The organism is Nodosilinea sp. AN01ver1, from assembly GCF_050565655.1.
Classification (GTDB): Bacteria; Cyanobacteriota; Cyanobacteriia; order Phormidesmidales; family Phormidesmidaceae; genus Nodosilinea.
In genome coordinates this window covers 26,352-42,453 of sequence record NZ_JBNXVS010000019.1, presented here as the reverse complement: position 1 = coordinate 42,453, position 16,102 = coordinate 26,352, and the positions used below count along the sequence as shown (strand labels likewise).

Below are 16,102 nucleotides of genomic sequence, written 5' to 3'. Positions count from 1 at the left end.
ATTCCATTTTACGCCATCTCACCTTGGCCCTAGGGCGGCCAGCGTCAGTCTTGTTCAGGGTTCCCCACTAGAGGACCGACGGCGCACAGGTGTTTAAGCAGTTGCAGTTATAGTAGACCCCGCAGGGCAAACGGTTGTTTGTCCTTACCCATCCACCCATCTACCCATCCACCCATCCACCCATCTATCGGCACCCGAGGCTATCCCGTGTCGCGACCCCGGTGACTTCATTCACCCCGTCGGCGTACTTGCACATCTGGGCGACCTGAAAGCGATCGATAATTGCCCCGGAGAAATCGGCCCCGGTGATGTTGGCGTCGCCAAAGCTGCTGCTGGTGAGCAGGGCGTCGGTAAAGATGGCGTTGGATAGATCAGCACCGTCGAAAATGACGCGATCGGCGAAGGTGCCCGACAGGTCGGCAAACGACAGATTGGCCCGCAAAAACGAGGCCTTAGTCAAAATAGTTTTGCTCAGGTTGGCCTTTCTAAAGTTGGCCTCTCGCATTTCGGCGGCAGCAAAGGAGGTGCCCGAGAGCTGCTTACCCGAAAAGTCGCGAAAGCTGAGGTCGGTGAGGGTGTAGTCAACGGTGTTTTCCTGGGCGTAGGCGGCGGGGGCAGAGCCGCACCAGCCAGCGACCATGATGACCAGCGTGCACACTACAGCGAGGGCTTGGGTGAGGGTGAAGAGCATAGTTGGGGCAACCGTAGAATGGGCAAGGGGGCTAGACCGCGCCCGTTCAGCTAGAGCGCAGTGGGCACGCTTTGCTCATCCTACAAAGTTTTAGGCCAAGTTTTGAGACCAAGGTTGGAGGCCAGGATTCGGTTAGCGCAGGGGGAATTACCGCCTCAGAGCACGGTTTCTAATGCCGCTTGCAGGTAGTCGGGCAGGCGGCGCAGCACCCGCCGGGTTTTCACATCGACCGGAGCCAGCGTTACGCTGCCCTCGATACAGGTTTCCTGGGTATCAGCGTTTTGAATGTCGTAGTGCCACACGAAGCGCACCCCTTTGGTAGGCCCGAGGCGAGCTTTGACCAGCGCTGTGTCGCCCAGGGTGAGCGATCGCCGGTACTTCAGCCCCAAATCCACTACCGGTAGATCAACACCAGCCCTGATCCAGTCGGCAAAGGTCAGCCCGCAGTTGCTGAGGTAGTTAACCCGCGCTTCTTCCATCCAGGCGATGTAGGTGCCGTGCCAGACAATGCCGGCGTAATCGGTGTGGTGAGGCTGCACCACGACCCGGTGCTCATACCAGTGAAAGGGGTTGATCAAAGCTTTCCACGCATCGCCCCGACGGTTGGGCAAACTCTACTACAAATTATGAATCGCGCCAAAATAGGCTCAAAACCAGTGCCTATGATGATTGAGAACACATTAACTCACTTTTACATCCCGTTGATGCGATGGTCTTAAACGGGTGATACGAGGCATGGCCTGGCGATGCCCGTACAGACCCTTGCCGTCGAGCGCAACCCTACGAGGACATCATGATAGAAAAAATTCTTTTAGCCGATTCTGGCACTGGCAATACCGAAGCCATGATGAAGGCGCTGATGGATATTCCCCTGGTGCAGCGGGCCTCGATCACGGTGCTGCACGTCGTGCCCTCTCAGGTGTCTGCCGAAACTATGGCCGAGCGCTGGGAAGCGGGGGGGCGCACCCTGGCTACAGCCATCACCAATCTCAACCTCGACCCCAGCCGAGTCAATGCGGTGCTGCGGGAGGGCGACCCCAAAGATGTGGTGATTCGGGTGGCTGAGGAAGTCGATGCCGACCTGATTGTTATGGGGTCGCGGGGGCTGCAGGGGCTGAAGGCGATTCTCGAAAATTCGGTCAGCCAGTATGTGTTCCAGCTGTCGTCGCGGCCTATGCTGCTGGTCAAAGACGATCTCTACAGCATTCGCCCGATCAAGCGGGTGATGGTAGCGATGGATAAGTCGGACTCGGCCAAGGAAGGTTTGAACATAGCCGTTTCGCTGCTGCGCGATGTCAAGGGCGGCGAGATCACGCTGGTGCACACTGTATCGAGCCTCAAGACCAAGCCCTTTGATGTCGCTAGCGCTGACCCTAGCAAAGACCCCATCTTGACCGATGCCCTGGCTGAGGTGAAGCGGTATGGCATTGACTACAAGCTCGCCGCCCCCGAGGGCAAGCCCGGTCGCCGCATTTGCCAGCTGGCCGAAGAGCGCAATATGGATTTGATCATCCTGGGATCGCCCGATCGCCGTCCCACGATTGCCAAAGGCCTGCCCGACTTGGATAAGGTGCTGGGCGAGTCGCTGACCGACTTTGTGCGGGTGTATGCCCCCTGCCCGGTGCTGCTCACCAGAATGGCGGCCTAGGGCGCGTCGCTGGTTTTGGCTTCAAGACTAGCGCGATCGCTTTGCTATTCCTCATCCGTCAACAGGCCAGGGGCTGAAATTCGCCAGGCTCAATCGGTTAACCGAAAGCTGATGACAGCCCCCAAACCTTGTGGCGGTCAAATTGTTTCCTTAGAAAAGCAGGGTTTCGGTAACGGCCTGTAAAAAATCGTAATGGAAACAGTGATCAAATCGGTCTAACTTAAACAAATGTGCCCGTTGTAATGGCAAGTTAAGGCGCTCTCATTTTTGGCGCTAAGCCGGTCGGGGCAGGTATTGGCAACTCGAAACTCCGTTTAAACCACACCTTTTAATTCACCCTAGAGCGAGACAGTCAGCATGAGCAGTAACCTATCCACTGAGCTGCGTGAAGGCACCAAGAAGGCCCACACCATGGCCGAAAATATGGGCTTTGTGCGCTGCTTTTTGCGGGGCGTGGTTGAGAAGAACTCCTACCGCAAGCTGGTGGCCAATTTTTACTACGCCTACGCGGCTATGGAAGAAGAGCTGGAGCGCCACAAAGATCATCCCGTTGTCTCCAAAATTTACTTTCCTGAGCTGCACCGCAAGGCCTCTTTGGAGTCTGACCTGGCCTACTACTATGGCCCCAACTGGGCGAATGAAATTTCGATGACGCCTGGTGGTCAGCGCTATGTAGATCGCATTCGTGAGGTGGCCAGCACCCAGCCTGAGCTGCTAGTGAGCCATTCTTACACGCGCTACATTGGCGACCTGTCGGGTGGCCAAATTCTCAAGGGGATTGCTCAGCGGGCGATGAACCTCTCTGAGGGTGAGGGAACGGCGTTTTATGAGTTTCCTGAGATCTCGGATGAGAAGGCGTTTAAGGCGAAGTATCGCGAGTCGATGGATGCGGCCCCGGTGGATGAGGCCATGGTGGCCAACATTGTGGAAGAGGCCAACGATGCTTTTGGCTTGAACATGGAGATGTTCAAGGAGCTGGAGGGGAATTTGATCAAGGCGATTGGTCAGATGCTGTTCAATACGCTAACCAGCCGTCGGCGTCGGGGCAGCACTGAGCTGGCGACTGCTGAGTAGAATCTCCGGCTGATTCCAGACCATTGGTTCTTGCTTTTCAATTACCGTATTGAGGAAGTGACTTGCCGTCGCTTCCTCAATTTTTTGGCCGTAGGGTGCATTAGCGCAGCAATGCACCGCTAACTTTGGCGGGGAGCAATGGGTTTCAAAGCCAGATCTACCGCTGGGGGCGTTTCGATTGCCCCCAGACCCCCGCTCCGCGCGTCCTTCGGCCTACGACCAGGGCTGTGCCGCCACCCTGGACCCAACGGAAAGGATTGACCTGCCATCGGTTTAAACCTCTGTCCTGCAAATTAGCTAGTCGGTGGCTCTGGTGGGCTAACACAGAGCACCGTAGGGTGGGCATTGCCCACCACCTGAGCTGGGAAACTGTCAAAGCACTACCCTGATAAGGTGAGCGATTTAGCTAGATTTGGGCATGAAAGCAGCGGCGACTTGGTTACGAAAACTCATCTACGGCTGGGGCTGGCGGCAGGCTAGTTTGGTCGCTCTCAGCGGGGTGCTGATGGTTTTAGCGCTGCCGCCGTGGAGTTTGTGGCCGCTGGCCTGGGTGGGGCTGGTACCGCTGTGGTGGGTGGTGCGGGCGACATCCTCGATCGCGCTGGCGGCGGTCTATGGGCTGCTGTGGGGGCTGGTGTACTACGGCATTTCGCTGGCCTGGATTACGCACTTGCATCCGCTGATGTGGATGGGGGTACCGTGGCCGAGCAGCGTGGCGATCGCTCTTTCAGCCTGGATCTTCATTGTCCTCTGGGGCTCGGTTTGCATTGCGGTGTGGGGTGGGGCGATCGCGTGGCTGACCCGGCGCTGGCCAGGTCGAACGGTCTGGATTGTGCTGGCGGGCACGGCGCTGTGGTGCCTGCTGGAGACCCTGCGCAACTACAGTCCCCTCGACTGGTCACCCCTTAGCCTCACCCAAAGCCCCAACAATTTGTGGATCCTTCACCTCACCCGCCTATCCGGGCCGCAAATTATTTCTGCTATTCTGGTCGCCACCAACGGTCTGCTGGCTGTTGCCTTCACCCCCCACCCGGTAGAAAGCCGCCCCGCCTCCACCTTCCCCTCACCCCCTCACCTTCCTCATCCACCCATCCACCCATCCACCCGCCGATCCCTGGCCCTCACCGCCATAGCGCTGGTCCTGGCAGGGCACGCCCTCGGAGCTATCCTCACCGCTCGCACTGGAGCTATCACCAATGGCCAAGCCCTAACCCTGGGCCTGGTGCAGGGCAACGTGCCGACTCGCGAAAAGCTGACGCCGCAGGGTGTGCGTCGGGCGCTAGAGGGCTATACCGAGGGTTACAGGGCCTTGGTCGAGCAGGGAGTGGAAGCGGTGGTGACGCCAGAAGGGGCGCTGCCACAGCTGTGGAACCTCAATTCGCCTCAGATTGCGGCTATTTTGCAAACGGTGAGCCAGGCGGGGGTGCCGCTGTGGCTGGGCACCTTTGCGCCAGTGCCGGGGGAGGGGCGGCCACAGTACACCCAGAGCATTCTGGAACTGCGGACCGATGGCCAGTACCACGGGCGCTATAACAAGGTGCAGCTGGTGCCTCTGGGCGAGTACATTCCCTTTGAGGCGCTGCTGGGCAGACTGATCAGCCGCCTCTCGCCGCTGGATAGCTACCTGGTGCCGGGTCGGCCCGGGCAGCACTTTGAGACTTCGGTGGGTACGGCCACGGTGGGAATTTGCTACGAGTCGGCCTACAGCCGCCTGTTTCGCCGTCAGACCCAGGCGGGGGGCGAATTTATCGTTACCGCTTCAAACAACGACCCCTACCCGGTATGGATGATGGTGCAGCACCACGGGTTTGACGTGCTGCGGGCGGTGGAGAGCGATCGCTGGGCGCTGCGGGTCACTAATACCGGCCTCTCGGGCCTGGTCGATAACCACGGTCGTACCCTCTGGCTGGGGGAGCCGCAGACTTACCTGATTCACCGGGCCGAACTGGAACGCCGCCAGACCCTCACTCCCTACGTGCGCTGGGGTGACTGGCTGACGCCTTTACTGCTGGCGGTGGCGGTCGCCTGGGGCTGGTGGGGCGATCGCCGCTGATTGTTTCAGCCTGAATTTTTGACGGCTCCAGGCCGAAAGAAATCGAGCGTGGCCAACACCGCTCCGCCGACAATTAACCCGCAGGCCAGCCCCACCGACCAGGTGGCCTCTGCCCGTCCAGAAACAATCAGCAGCAGGGTCGAGAGCAGCGGGGCTGCGTAGGAGAGCGCCCCCAGCACGCGAATATTGCCCTGCTTGACGCCGTAATCCCAGGTGAAGAAAGCGAGTCCGACCGGCCCCAGGCCCAGCCCCAGAATGGCGATCCATTCCCACCCGGATGGCACTACCGTCGTTTCAAACAGAGCGTGACAGACCCAGGCCAGCACCGCTGTCGCGCCGCAAAAGCCCCCCACCGCACTGGTGGGAATTGCGCCAAACCGTCGCGAGAGAATCGAATAGCCCGACCAGGTGAGGGCGCAGACCAGCGCTGCCAGGTACCCGGTGGTGTACTGGACCTCAAAGCTAAACCCCTGGCCTCGGGTGACGAGTAGGCCCGCGCCCAGAAAGCCCGCGATCGCCCCCGCCCCGTGAAACCACCGCAGCCGCTCCCCCGGCAGCAGGGCCGAAAGAAACACGATCAGCAGCGGCCACAGGTAGGCAATCAAGCTCGCCTCCACCGCCGGGGCGTGGCGCAGGGCCATGAAGTAGAAGAAGTGGTAGCCAAATAGGCCCACAATGCCGATCGCCCAAACTTGCCAGGGCAGCCTCAGGTGTCGCAGCACGTTACCCCCCGCTCGCAGCCATGCTGCTATGCCGATGCCAAAGGCGATCGTAAAGGCCATCGCCGTAAGCTGAAACGGCGGCACCGTGCCGCTGAGATCGGTTAGCAGGGCCAGGGTGGCCCACATCAGCACCGCCGAAAATCCGACGATGGTGGCCTGTCGCTGGTTTTGGCTAGGTTCCACAGCTTTGCCTCTGAGACGACACTGCTGTGTATTGTAGAGATTCGTCCGGTAAACATTCCCGCATGGCAGAAATGGGTGATCCAGGGGCTGGTCAAACTCTGCTGTCTGTTGAGAATCTGGGCTGTCAGCTGGGCGATCGCTGGCTCTGGCGCGGGGTGAGCTTTGATCTATTTTCGGGCGACTGCCTGGGCCTGGTAGCTCCCTCGGGCGCGGGCAAAACGCTGCTCATGCGCAACCTGGTCATGCTCGACCCCGTTCAGCAGGGAATGGTGAAGTTTGAGGGCAAAACCCCGAGCGAGTGGGGGTTACCCGCCTACCGCAGTCGGGTGATGTACGTGCCCCAGCGGGCGGTTTCCATTGAGAATGCTGCGGGAAACGCCCTTGAGGGCACCGTGCAAGACAACCTCATGCAGGTGTTTGAGCTGGGGGTTTACAGTCAGCGCCAGTTTGATCCCACGATCATTCACACCTGGCTAGATCAGCTGGGTCGATGGCCGGAGTTCTTGCATTTGCAGGGTGCGCGGCTGTCGGGCGGTGAGGCCCAAATTTTGGCGCTGCTGCGGGCCTTGCAGCTCAACCCGCAGGTACTCTTGCTCGATGAACCGACCGCCTCTCTCGATGCCGCCACCACAGCCCGAGTCGAAGCCCTGCTGCTCGACTGGCTCCGGCACCCCCACCGGGCCTGTGTGCTAACCAGCCACGACACTGAGCAAATCCACCGCTTCACCCATCGCCAGCTCAACCTGGGGGAATTTGTCTGATGGAGAGCAACTACATTGTCATTGGCTATGGGCAGCTAGCCCTGGCGGCGCTGCTGATTTTGGTGAATGTGGCGCTATCGGCCGTGCTGCAGCTGGGCCTGGGCAAATCGCTGCTGATTGCCGCCCTGCGCATGGTGGTGCAGCTAATGCTGATTGGCTTTGTGCTGGAGTGGCTGTTTACGCAAGACAACGCTCTGATTATTCTGGCGATCGCGCTGATGATGACCGCGATCGCCGGAGTGTCTGCGGTCAACCGCACCCAGCGCCGCTTTGCGGGCATCTACTGGCACAGCCTGCTGTCTGTGCTGACGGCCTTCGCCCTGGTCACGGGCTTTGCGATGGTTGGCATTATTCGGGTGCAGCCCTGGTACGACCCGCAGTACCTGATTCCGATGCTGGGCATGGTGCTGGGCAACACCCTCAACGGCATTTCCCTGGGGCTCGATCGCTTTGTGGAAGGGCTAGTTGCCCAGCGCGACCAGGTCGAAACCCTGCTGGCGCTGGGGGCGACTCGCTGGGAGGCGGCCCACGCCCAGGTGCGCAACGCCATTCGCGTCGGCATGATTCCCACCATTAACTCAATGATGGTGATGGGGCTGGTCAGCCTGCCGGGCATGATGACCGGGCAAATTTTGGCCGGGGCCGACCCCATCGACGCCGTGCGCTACCAGATTGTGATTTTGTTTATGATTGCCGCCGGGGCCGCCCTGGGGATTTTTGGCGTGGTGCTGCTGGCCTACCGCCGTCTGCTCAGCCCCGACCACCAGCTGCGGCTCGACTACCTGGAGAAAGCCAGGCGGTAATGAATTTCGGCAGGTTTAAGCCAAAAAAACGGGATTCTCGCCAACGAGAACCCCGAATCCAAACAGGTATCCTGCAGGGGCAAGCGGCCGCTTGCCCTTATCGATCGGCGTGGGCAATCAGGATGCCGTATTAGTTGTTGGCGATCGCATCAACCGTGAGGTCAGAGCGCAGGGTCAAGTCGAGATCGCTGGGACGAATCACTACAACCGCGCTGTTCGAGGTGGGCTGATTTTCCCCAGTAATAACAGTGCCAATCACGCTGCCCAGGTTTCTGTTGCCGGTAATAGTGGCCAAAATCGACTCGGCTGCCCCCGTAATCAGCGCCCCTTGCAGGGTGGTGTTGTTGACGCTAGTGGTCGCGGCGATCGCGCTCGACTCGGCGTTGATATTGTAGGTGCGCCCGTTGACGGTGAGGGTGTCGGCCACAAACTTGGCTGCCGTCACATTGGCCCCGCGAATTTCGACGGGCACAATCCGCCCCTGAACGCTGCTGCCCGCCGGAATCAGCACCTGGTTTTGGCTATTGCGAATGGGCTGGGCAATCTCCAGGTTGGTGGCGACCGACTGGCCGGGGGCGACCACAATATCCACATCAGCATTGGGGTAGCGCACATCTAGCTCAGTGCCGTTGGGCACCAGGCGGGGCGAACTAGTGTTAGTGCCGGTATTGTTGCCGGTATTGTTGCCGGTGTTAGTGCCGGGGGTATAGCCCACGATATAGTTGCTGGCGCTCAACCCAGCCTGTAGGGCAGGCATGCGGCCCTGGGCCACCAGAGCCTGGTAAATAAAGGCGGCGACATCAGCGCGGGTAGCGGTGCGCTGGGGGCCTAGCACATCGACGTTGGGGTAGTTGACCACCAAACGGTTTTGGGTGGCGGCGGCGACAGGGGCCCGGCCATACTCAGGAATTTGGCCCGCATCGCGGTAGGTATTCAGGACCTCATTCACCGAGCCGCTGGCGCTGTAGTCGAGGCCGTTGGCTAGCGCTACCAGCACCTGTACCCGAGGAATCTGGGTTTCGGGCTGAAACGCGCCGTTGGGGTAGCCAGAGAGAAAGCCCTGGCTGTAGGCATCGGCGATCGCGGCGCTGGCCCAGTAGCTGCTGGGCACGTCGCTAAAGCGGGGCGCGGTGCGATCGAGGGGCTGCTTAAAAGCGTTGCGCACAATGGCGGCAAACTGAGCCCGGGTTACCGGCTGGTCGGGCCGAAAGGTGCCATCGGGGAAGCCAGCGATAATCTCGTCTTCGGCCAGGCTCTCAATGAAGGGGCGAGCCCAGTAGCTGTTGCCAACGTCTTCAAATTCGGTGGTTTGTGCGATCGCGGGTAGAGCTAGCGTAGCTCCTGCCACAGCCCCTAGGGTTGCCAAAGTTGCGGTTTTAGCAGATCGGTTCAATACGGTGCTCATCATAAACGGGTTCCTTAAAAGGGTAGTTTTAATGCGAAGGCGAAAAAATATTGCCAATCGCAGAAAATTGGCTCCAGAACAAGTCAAAGAGCCAGGCCGGAGGCAGTGATGTTGAAGAACAACCAAATTTGTCGAGATTTTATGCAGGCTTAGCAGAAAGAGGCACTGCAGACGGTTAACCCCTAGGACAAGGCTAGGGCCTGATCGGGGCAGACGGGTAAATGCACCGAAAACCTGATCACTGGGTTTGTTCTTTTAATTACAAGACTGCCAGCCTGGTGCTAATGTTCCCATCCTTCAAAAGACTGACTTCAAAAGGCTGAAATTAGGGCTAATTGCGACGGCAGCTCTGTTCCCTCGCCTAACCCTGTCACGCTGGCAGCGCTCCGATTACTTACGCTGCTTTGGGCGCTATCTCAGGAAAATTTCAGCTTTGTCTGACATGCTCTACCCAACGTCTTGAAAAGCGAGCCGTCAGGCCCTGGTCTTGCCGAAGGCCAGGATCAATCTCAAACAACTATTGAGGATAGATAGCGACAATGAAATGGAAATTTTTAGTTTTAGCGGCCAGTTTGACGTTGACCACTGCCCTGGCCGCCTGTGGCGGATCTACCGGCACCACTGAAACAGCCCCCGCTGGCGATGCGATGGAAGAGGGTGGCGCGATGGAGGGTGATGCGATGGAAGAGGGCGGCGCCATGGAAGAAGGCGACGCCATGAAGGAAGAGGGTGACGCCATGGAAGAAGGTGACGCCATGAAGGAAGAGGGCGACGCCATGGAAGAAGAGGGGGCAAACTAGCCACCCAGTCAGGATTTGGTGCCGGGCCAAATCCTGACGACTCCACCGCTGGATCGGGCGCGATCGCGATCATCACACCATCTACCAGAACTCACCCACGCTCTGAAGACCGACGCAGCATTTGGACACAAGACCATGGATAAACCCCTATGGCAAAGACGGCGGCTTCTCTACACCGGGTTAGGTGTGGCTGGGGCTGGGGCCGCGATCGCCGTTGGTTTGGGTCGCCAATCATCTGTACCCAGCAGCCCCGGCGCTGGTGCTGAGACCGATACCGCTGCCACGACCCCCAGCGGCGACCCCATGCCAGAACTGCGCGGCATCAGTCAGTGGCTCAACTCCGACCCGCTGACCCTGGCCAGCCTCAGGGGCAATGTGGTCTTGCTCCAGTTCTGGACCTTTGGCTGCATCAACTGCCAGCGCACTTTGCCCTCGCTGGTGGGCTGGCACCAGCGCTACGCCGACCAGGGCTTGAGAATCATTGGCGTCCACACTCCAGAGTTTGCCTACGAGCGCGATGTCAACAACATCCGTCGGGCGCTTGAGCAGTACAACATCACCTACCCGGTGCCTTTAGACAACGACTTTCAGACCTGGCGGGCCTACAGCAACCGCTACTGGCCCCACCTGTTTCTGGCCGATCGCGACGGGTTTTTGCGCTACGACCACATCGGCGAAGGGGCCTACGACACCACCGAGCAAACCATTCGTACGCTGCTGGGGTAAAGGCTATGGCGGCAGGGGCATCGCTGGGATTGGCGTGGCTGGGCGGGCTGTTGACCGTGCTGTCGCCCTGCATTTTGCCGGTGCTGCCAATTGTGGTGGGGCGATCGCTGCAATCGCACCGTCTTGGCCCGGTGGCGCTGGTGGCGGGGCTAGCCGGGGGCTTTGCGGCGGCGGGCAGCCTGCTGGGCCTCACCGCCAGCTGGTTTACGGGTTTGGCTAATGGGCTGCGCTATGGCGCGATCGCCATTCTGCTCGGCCTGGGCATCGCCGCTCTGTTTCCCACCCTCAGCCACCGCGCCCTCAGCTACCTGCCCCTGGGCCAAGCCTTGAAAGAACCTCCTCGCCTGGGTCTACAGGGCGAATTTTGGCTCGGCACCCAGCTCGGCCTGCTCTGGACCCCCTGCGCCGGGCCGGTGCTGGGCAGCATTCTGGTGCTGGCGGCGGTCGAGCGTCAGGTGGCCGGTGCCTTTGGGCTATTGGTAGCCTATGGACTGGGGGCCGCCCTGCCTCTGCTTGCGATCGCCTACGGCGGACGGTCTATCAGCCAGCGATTGCTGGGGCTGCGCTGCCACAGCGCCCGGCTCCAGCGCCTGGGCGGCGGGCTGGTGGTGGGCACCGCGATCGCCATTCTGCTCGGCTGGGACATCAAAATTCAGCTCTGGCTGGCCCCGATCTTCCCTACCCTGCCCCTTTAGAAAATTTGGGTGCTTAATTTTGAACTTTGAATTTTGAACTCAAACTTCCACCACACCAACTGCTCAATATTTAAGACTCAACCCCTCCCCAACCCTGCTTCCCAATGCCTCACCCCAGGTAATTTCCATGACGGCAACTCCAGCAAAACGAAAAGCCAAACTCCCCAGCCAGGCCCTGCTGGCCAAAACCTTTCACTGGGTCAACATCATCGCCCTGCTGCTCATGATGGCCAGCGGCCTGCAAATCTACAACGCCAACCCCGTGTTTGGTGGTCGGGCCGGGTGGGATTTCCCGGAGCTGGTGCTGCTGGGCGGCTGGCTGGCCGGGGGGCGGGCCTGGCACTTTGCCACCATGTGGGTGTACTCGCTCAACCTGCTGGCCTACGGCGTTTTTGTTTTTGTCACCCGGCGCTGGCAGCACCGCTTTGCTAGCAGCGGCGACCTCAAAGCCCTGCGCGCCAGCCAAAACGAAAAGCGCAAAAACTTTGCCAAGCATCGGCTGGTGTACACCGCCATTGTGCCCGTGCTGCTGCTGGCGATCGCCAGCGGCCTGGCCATGTACAAACCGGCTCAGCTCCACTGGCTGGCGGCCTTGTTTGGCGACTGGCAAACCCTGCGCACCGTCCACTTTTTGACCGTGCCCATTGTGCTGGCCTTCACCCTAATTCACTCGCTGCTGGCGCTCAAGGTCGGCAACCTGCGCCTGATCAAGTCAATGTTCGTTTAGCTATTACCCTAAAAGCTTTCCTATGGGCCTCATTCTTCCGCCATCGATCTCGCGCCGCCGCCTGCTGATTGGAGCTGGCCTGTCGGGGGCTGGCCTGCTGCTCAACGGCTGCGGCACCAGCCTGGGGTCGCGCTGGGTAGGTCAGCTCACCGAGCCCCTGAACCAGGCGATCGAGCAGCTGCTGCTGTCGCAGAGTCCGGTGCCTGAGTTTCCGATCAGCGCCATTCAGCCCGACCAGCTGCTGATCAATACCTTCGACGAAACGCCTCAGCTCGTCCCCGAGCAGTTTCGCCTGGTGGTCGATGGCGAGGTCAACCAGCCGATGCAGTTTTCGTTGGCCGACTTGCAGTCTCTGCCGCGCAAGGATATGGTGATTCGTCACGTCTGCGTGGAGGGCTGGGCGGCGATCGTGCAGTGGGGCGGCGTGCAGCTGCAAACCCTGGCCCAGCTGGTGCAGCCCAAACCGGAGGCCCGCTACGTTTTCTTTACCTCCGCCGACGGCTACTACGAAAGCTGGGACTTGGCCTCGTCGCTGCATCCTCAAACCCTGATGGTCTACCAAAAAAACGGTCAGCCCCTCTCGGTGGATAACGGTGCCCCCCTGCGGCTGGCCTCGCCGATTAAGCTGGGCTACAAGCAGAGCAAGTGGGTGACCCAAATTACCTTTATGAATGAGCTGACGCCCCGCCTGGGCTACTGGGAAGACCGAGGCTACGAGTGGTTCGCTGGGCTTTAGGTTAGCTAATACTGCATCCGTCTCGGCTACCCCCATTGGACTGGGCAAACACCGTTTGCCCCTGCGCAAGCCACCTGTTTAGAATCTGAGTTATGCGTTTCAGATTTGGTACAAAACGCGAGAATAAGGAGACTGTATCGGCACTTCCTAGGGAGATTGCTGCGTGAAACGCTGATTTTCTCCTGAAACCGGAATTAGCTCTGATTCATAACCTGCTATTGTGAGACTGTCAGCGCCCTGTTTGCCAGCGCTCGACCCGTGTGCAGCCCTCAAGAAGATTCGCAAAAATTTAGTCTCAGCTTTTGGCTATCGTTTGTGGTCTGGTAATTCAGCCAGACTTCTCTACCAGAGGCGAAGAGGATGCAAATACCGATAGATAATTCGGAACTGTTGGTGGGTCTACTCTTGGTAGTTACCTCCATCGTTGGTTTGGTGGGCGGAAACGTTGCCCTTGGTGCCCTGTCGCTCAACCTTGGTACGGCTAAAGGATTGGCCTACGCGTTTATTCTGGCGGTTGGGGTCTTTGGCCTCGCTATGATAACCAGAGAGCTATTTGGTAGTTAATAACCAATAGCCGCATCTGTCTCTGCCGTAGTTTTGCAGATACTCAGATTTGGTCAGGGCATCAGCCGATGTCTTGGTTGCTTTTGCGGTTGCTCCATTGATCTGAAGATTGCCTATGAAAGCTGTTGCCCTCACCCACTATTTGCCCATTAGCGACCCAGAATCCCTCTTTGACGCTCGCTTGCCCAAGCCCAGCCCCACGGGTCGAGATCTGATGGTGCGGGTCGAAGCCGTCTCGGTGAACCCGGTCGATACCAAAGTGCGTGCCCCCAAAGATAAAGTCGAAGACACCCCCAAAGTGCTGGGCTACGATGCCGCTGGCGTGGTCGAAAGCGTGGGCGACGGGGTGACGCGGTTTCAGCCGGGGGATGCGGTCTACTACGCAGGCGATATGACCCGCCCCGGCTCCAATGCCGAGTTTCAGCTGGTGGATGAGCGAATTGTGGGCCACAAGCCCGAAACCCTCTCCTTTGCTGAAGCCGCCGCCCTGCCCCTGACCACAATCACCGCTTGGGAGGCTCTATTTACCCGACTGGGTATTAACCGGGCCGGGGGCAATCGGGGCGATTCGATTCTGATTATTGGCGGGGCTGGCGGAGTAGGGTCGATCGCAATTCAGCTGGCCAAATTGGCTGGACTGGTTGCGATCGCCACCGCATCGCGGCCTCAGTCCCAGGCCTGGGCCACCCAGATGGGGGCCGACCACACCGTTGACTACAGCGACGCCCTGATCGAAGAAATGGCCCAGCTTGGCCACCGCGAGGTTGATTTTATTGCCAATTTCAACAACACCGACGACTACTGGGGCGTGATGGCCGAGCTGATTCGTCCCCAGGGCAAAATTGTCGGCATCGTCGGCAACCGCGACCCGCTCGACCTGAATTTGCTCAAGAACAAAAGCGCCACCTTCGCCTGGGAATTTATGTTCACCCGCTCGATGTACCAAACTGCCGATATGGCCGACCAGGGCCATTTGCTAGATGAGGTAGCGGCCCTGGTGGATGCGGGCAAGCTGCGCTCTACTCTGGGGCAAACGCTCTCACCCATCAACGCCGCCAACCTGCGCCAGGCCCACGCTCAGGTTGAGTCGGGGCGGACGATCGGCAAGCTGGTGCTGGCAGGCTGGAGCTAGATGTCTCAAACGTTTGTATCGGCAAACGTTTAGGACATCCATTACTTCACTGTGACGCGGCCATCGGCCTCGATGGTGATGCTGCGATCGCTCGGTTCGGCGGGTGCATCGTAGACTTCTACCCGCAGCGTGTTGGGGCCGGGGCGGTTTAGCCTTGCCCGCACGGGCAGCCGCTCCTGCGACCAGAAAAATACCGATGGATGAGGCTGCGCCGTCCAGCCCACGTGGGTTTCGATGGTGCTGCCGGTGTAGAGCAGGCGGGGGCCAAGCAGGGGCGGCTGCTCTAGGCTGAGGGGGCGGCTGCCCACGTTGACGACCTGGATGGTGATGCGATCGCCCGGCGTAAACTGAATCTGCCCCGACTTGCAGTTCACAGTGCAAGGAGCTGCCAGAGCCGCGGGCACGCTCAGCATCCAGGCCGCCAGGCCAAGCAAACATCCCCCAATGACCAAACCAGACGGCAACAGCTTCTTCACAGCAACGACCCTCACACAGCAAAACCGATCTTTTGTTGTAATCGCTACCGGGGCACCCTGGAGCCCCGTCTACACATCTTGTATGAATTCGTGGTTACACTGAGTGACATCATGCAGCGATGCCAAAGGAGCAGGGCCATGGAACGTCAGGCGGTAACGGTACGGCTGCCGACAGATCTTCTTGAGCAGATCAAACGGTTTCAAGAAAACCGCGAATCGTTTAATGAATTGGTGATTGAGGCAGTTACCCGTGAAGTACAGCGGCGGCAAGCATTAGCGGCCCATCAGCGTATTGTCGCTCGCAGCGCTGAGGTGGAAAGTCAAACAGGCGTTCAACCCAGCTCTGTGGAACTGATTCGACAACTGAGAGAGGGCGAAGGGCGACGTGCCTAAGTGTATTGATACCAGCCTTTGGATTCCGTATCTTTTACCTGAACCGTTGCAGCCGCAGGCTAGGGCGCTGATCACACCCTGGCTGGCAGCTGGTGAATCTCTGGTAGCGCCAGCGTTTGCCTGGGCTGAGGTTGGCTCAGTGCTGCGAAAGAAGGTAAGGCTGGGATTGATTACAACTTCCCAAGCAACGGGTTTCTATAATGATTTCTGCCAGATGCCAATTCAGTATCTGGATAATAACTCTGTTAGAGCCAGAACCTGGGAAATAGCCGAAAAATTTGTCTTAGCCACTCTCTATGATGCGGCGTTTCTAGCTGTCGCCGAGCTTGGGTCTGCCGAGTTTTGGACGGCGGATCAGTCTTTGCTCAACACACTGAATCCTTGCCCCGCCTATGTTCACAGCCTAAGCATGCCGTAATTGTTAGGGATAGCCGGCGATCTAACTTCGCGTATGTGTAACGCCATCAAGACATGCTAGCTAGCCCAGAAACCCAATTACTTCACGCAATCCAA

The 16,102-nt window shown here is 59.1% G+C and carries 18 protein-coding genes; 13 read left to right on the top strand and 5 right to left on the bottom strand.

What is annotated here, in order from left to right:
* Nucleotides 1-184 precede the first annotated feature (184 nt).
* Together ACQ4N7_RS15660 and ACQ4N7_RS15655 are read right to left on the bottom strand one after the other, a co-directional pair.
* Entirely contained in the window at nt 185-640 is a 456-nt protein-coding gene (locus tag ACQ4N7_RS15660; RefSeq protein ID WP_430712495.1) for a pentapeptide repeat-containing protein, read from the bottom strand.
* Between the two features lie 206 nt (nt 641-846).
* Nucleotides 847-1,302 carry an acyl-CoA thioesterase gene (locus tag ACQ4N7_RS15655; protein WP_430712439.1) on the bottom strand — a complete coding sequence of 152 codons (456 nt, stop codon included), beginning with the start codon at nt 1,300-1,302 and terminating at the stop codon, nt 847-849.
* Between the two features lie 182 nt (nt 1,303-1,484).
* Here ACQ4N7_RS15655 and ACQ4N7_RS15650 point away from each other — a divergent pair, with 182 nt between their 5' ends.
* The 3 genes from ACQ4N7_RS15650 to lnt all read left to right on the top strand — a co-directional run bounded on the left by ACQ4N7_RS15650 (nt 1,485) and on the right by lnt (nt 5,466).
* Nucleotides 1,485-2,339: a universal stress protein gene (locus ACQ4N7_RS15650; protein ID WP_430712438.1), complete on the top strand. Its 855-nt coding sequence runs from the start codon at nt 1,485-1,487 to the stop codon at nt 2,337-2,339.
* A 357-nt stretch (nt 2,340-2,696) separates the two neighbouring features.
* Nucleotides 2,697-3,413, top strand: coding sequence for a heme oxygenase (biliverdin-producing) (locus ACQ4N7_RS15645; RefSeq protein WP_430712437.1), 717 nt, complete (start codon nt 2,697-2,699; stop codon nt 3,411-3,413).
* Nucleotides 3,414-3,831: 418 nt separating this feature from the next.
* A complete protein-coding gene (gene lnt, locus ACQ4N7_RS15640) occupies nt 3,832-5,466 on the top strand; it encodes an apolipoprotein N-acyltransferase (RefSeq protein ID WP_430712436.1) in 1,635 nt (544 codons plus the stop codon).
* Between the two features lie 5 nt (nt 5,467-5,471).
* Here lnt and yddG read toward each other — a convergent pair whose 3' ends face one another.
* Entirely contained in the window at nt 5,472-6,371 is a 900-nt protein-coding gene (gene yddG / locus ACQ4N7_RS15635) for an aromatic amino acid exporter YddG (protein WP_430712435.1), read from the bottom strand.
* Nucleotides 6,372-6,442: 71 nt separating this feature from the next.
* On the opposite strand from yddG, the gene ACQ4N7_RS15630 reads away from it, so the two are divergent.
* Nucleotides 6,443-7,132, top strand: a complete 690-nt coding sequence (locus tag ACQ4N7_RS15630; RefSeq protein ID WP_430712434.1) for an ABC transporter ATP-binding protein — start codon at nt 6,443-6,445, stop codon at nt 7,130-7,132.
* Nucleotides 7,132-7,935, top strand: a complete 804-nt coding sequence (locus ACQ4N7_RS15625; protein WP_430712433.1) for an ABC transporter permease — start codon at nt 7,132-7,134, stop codon at nt 7,933-7,935. The genes ACQ4N7_RS15630 and ACQ4N7_RS15625 overlap by 1 nt, the downstream gene beginning before the upstream one ends.
* Before the next feature lie 130 nt (nt 7,936-8,065).
* On the opposite strand, the gene ACQ4N7_RS15620 is transcribed toward ACQ4N7_RS15625, so the two are convergent.
* Entirely contained in the window at nt 8,066-9,283 is a 1,218-nt protein-coding gene (locus ACQ4N7_RS15620; RefSeq protein WP_430712432.1) for an S-layer homology domain-containing protein, read from the bottom strand.
* 596 nt (nt 9,284-9,879) lie between these two features.
* Here ACQ4N7_RS15620 and ACQ4N7_RS15615 point away from each other — a divergent pair.
* The 6 genes from ACQ4N7_RS15615 (at nt 9,880) to ACQ4N7_RS15590 (ending at nt 14,720) form a co-directional block, all read left to right on the top strand.
* On the top strand, nt 9,880-10,140 hold the full coding sequence (locus tag ACQ4N7_RS15615) for a hypothetical protein (protein ID WP_430712431.1): 261 nt from the start codon (nt 9,880-9,882) through the stop codon (nt 10,138-10,140).
* 135 nt (nt 10,141-10,275) lie between these two features.
* A complete protein-coding gene (locus ACQ4N7_RS15610) occupies nt 10,276-10,866 on the top strand; it encodes a thioredoxin family protein (protein WP_430712430.1) in 591 nt (196 codons plus the stop codon).
* A gap of 5 nt (nt 10,867-10,871) precedes the next feature.
* A complete protein-coding gene (locus ACQ4N7_RS15605; protein ID WP_430712429.1) occupies nt 10,872-11,561 on the top strand; it encodes a cytochrome c biogenesis CcdA family protein in 690 nt (229 codons plus the stop codon).
* A 127-nt stretch (nt 11,562-11,688) separates the two neighbouring features.
* Nucleotides 11,689-12,288, top strand: coding sequence for a cytochrome b/b6 domain-containing protein (locus ACQ4N7_RS15600; RefSeq protein ID WP_430712428.1), 600 nt, complete (start codon nt 11,689-11,691; stop codon nt 12,286-12,288).
* 22 nt (nt 12,289-12,310) lie between these two features.
* Nucleotides 12,311-13,024, top strand: coding sequence for a molybdopterin-dependent oxidoreductase (locus ACQ4N7_RS15595; protein ID WP_430712427.1), 714 nt, complete (start codon nt 12,311-12,313; stop codon nt 13,022-13,024).
* Between the two features lie 679 nt (nt 13,025-13,703).
* The gene (locus ACQ4N7_RS15590; protein WP_430712426.1) at nt 13,704-14,720 is read left to right on the top strand and encodes a zinc-binding alcohol dehydrogenase family protein; all 1,017 of its coding nucleotides are present in this window, start codon (nt 13,704-13,706) and stop codon (nt 14,718-14,720) included.
* A 41-nt stretch (nt 14,721-14,761) separates the two neighbouring features.
* Here ACQ4N7_RS15590 and ACQ4N7_RS15585 read toward each other — a convergent pair whose 3' ends face one another.
* Complete coding sequence (locus ACQ4N7_RS15585; protein WP_430712425.1) at nt 14,762-15,196, bottom strand: hypothetical protein; 435 nt, start codon at nt 15,194-15,196, stop codon at nt 14,762-14,764.
* A 138-nt stretch (nt 15,197-15,334) separates the two neighbouring features.
* Between ACQ4N7_RS15585 and ACQ4N7_RS15580 the strand changes: the two genes are divergently transcribed.
* Together ACQ4N7_RS15580 and ACQ4N7_RS15575 are read left to right on the top strand one after the other, a co-directional pair.
* Entirely contained in the window at nt 15,335-15,589 is a 255-nt protein-coding gene (locus ACQ4N7_RS15580) for a YlcI/YnfO family protein (RefSeq protein WP_430712424.1), read from the top strand.
* Nucleotides 15,582-16,007, top strand: coding sequence for a type II toxin-antitoxin system VapC family toxin (locus ACQ4N7_RS15575; protein ID WP_430712423.1), 426 nt, complete (start codon nt 15,582-15,584; stop codon nt 16,005-16,007). Before ACQ4N7_RS15580 ends, ACQ4N7_RS15575 begins: the two co-directional genes overlap by 8 nt.
* The last annotated feature ends 95 nt before the right edge of the window (nt 16,008-16,102 follow it).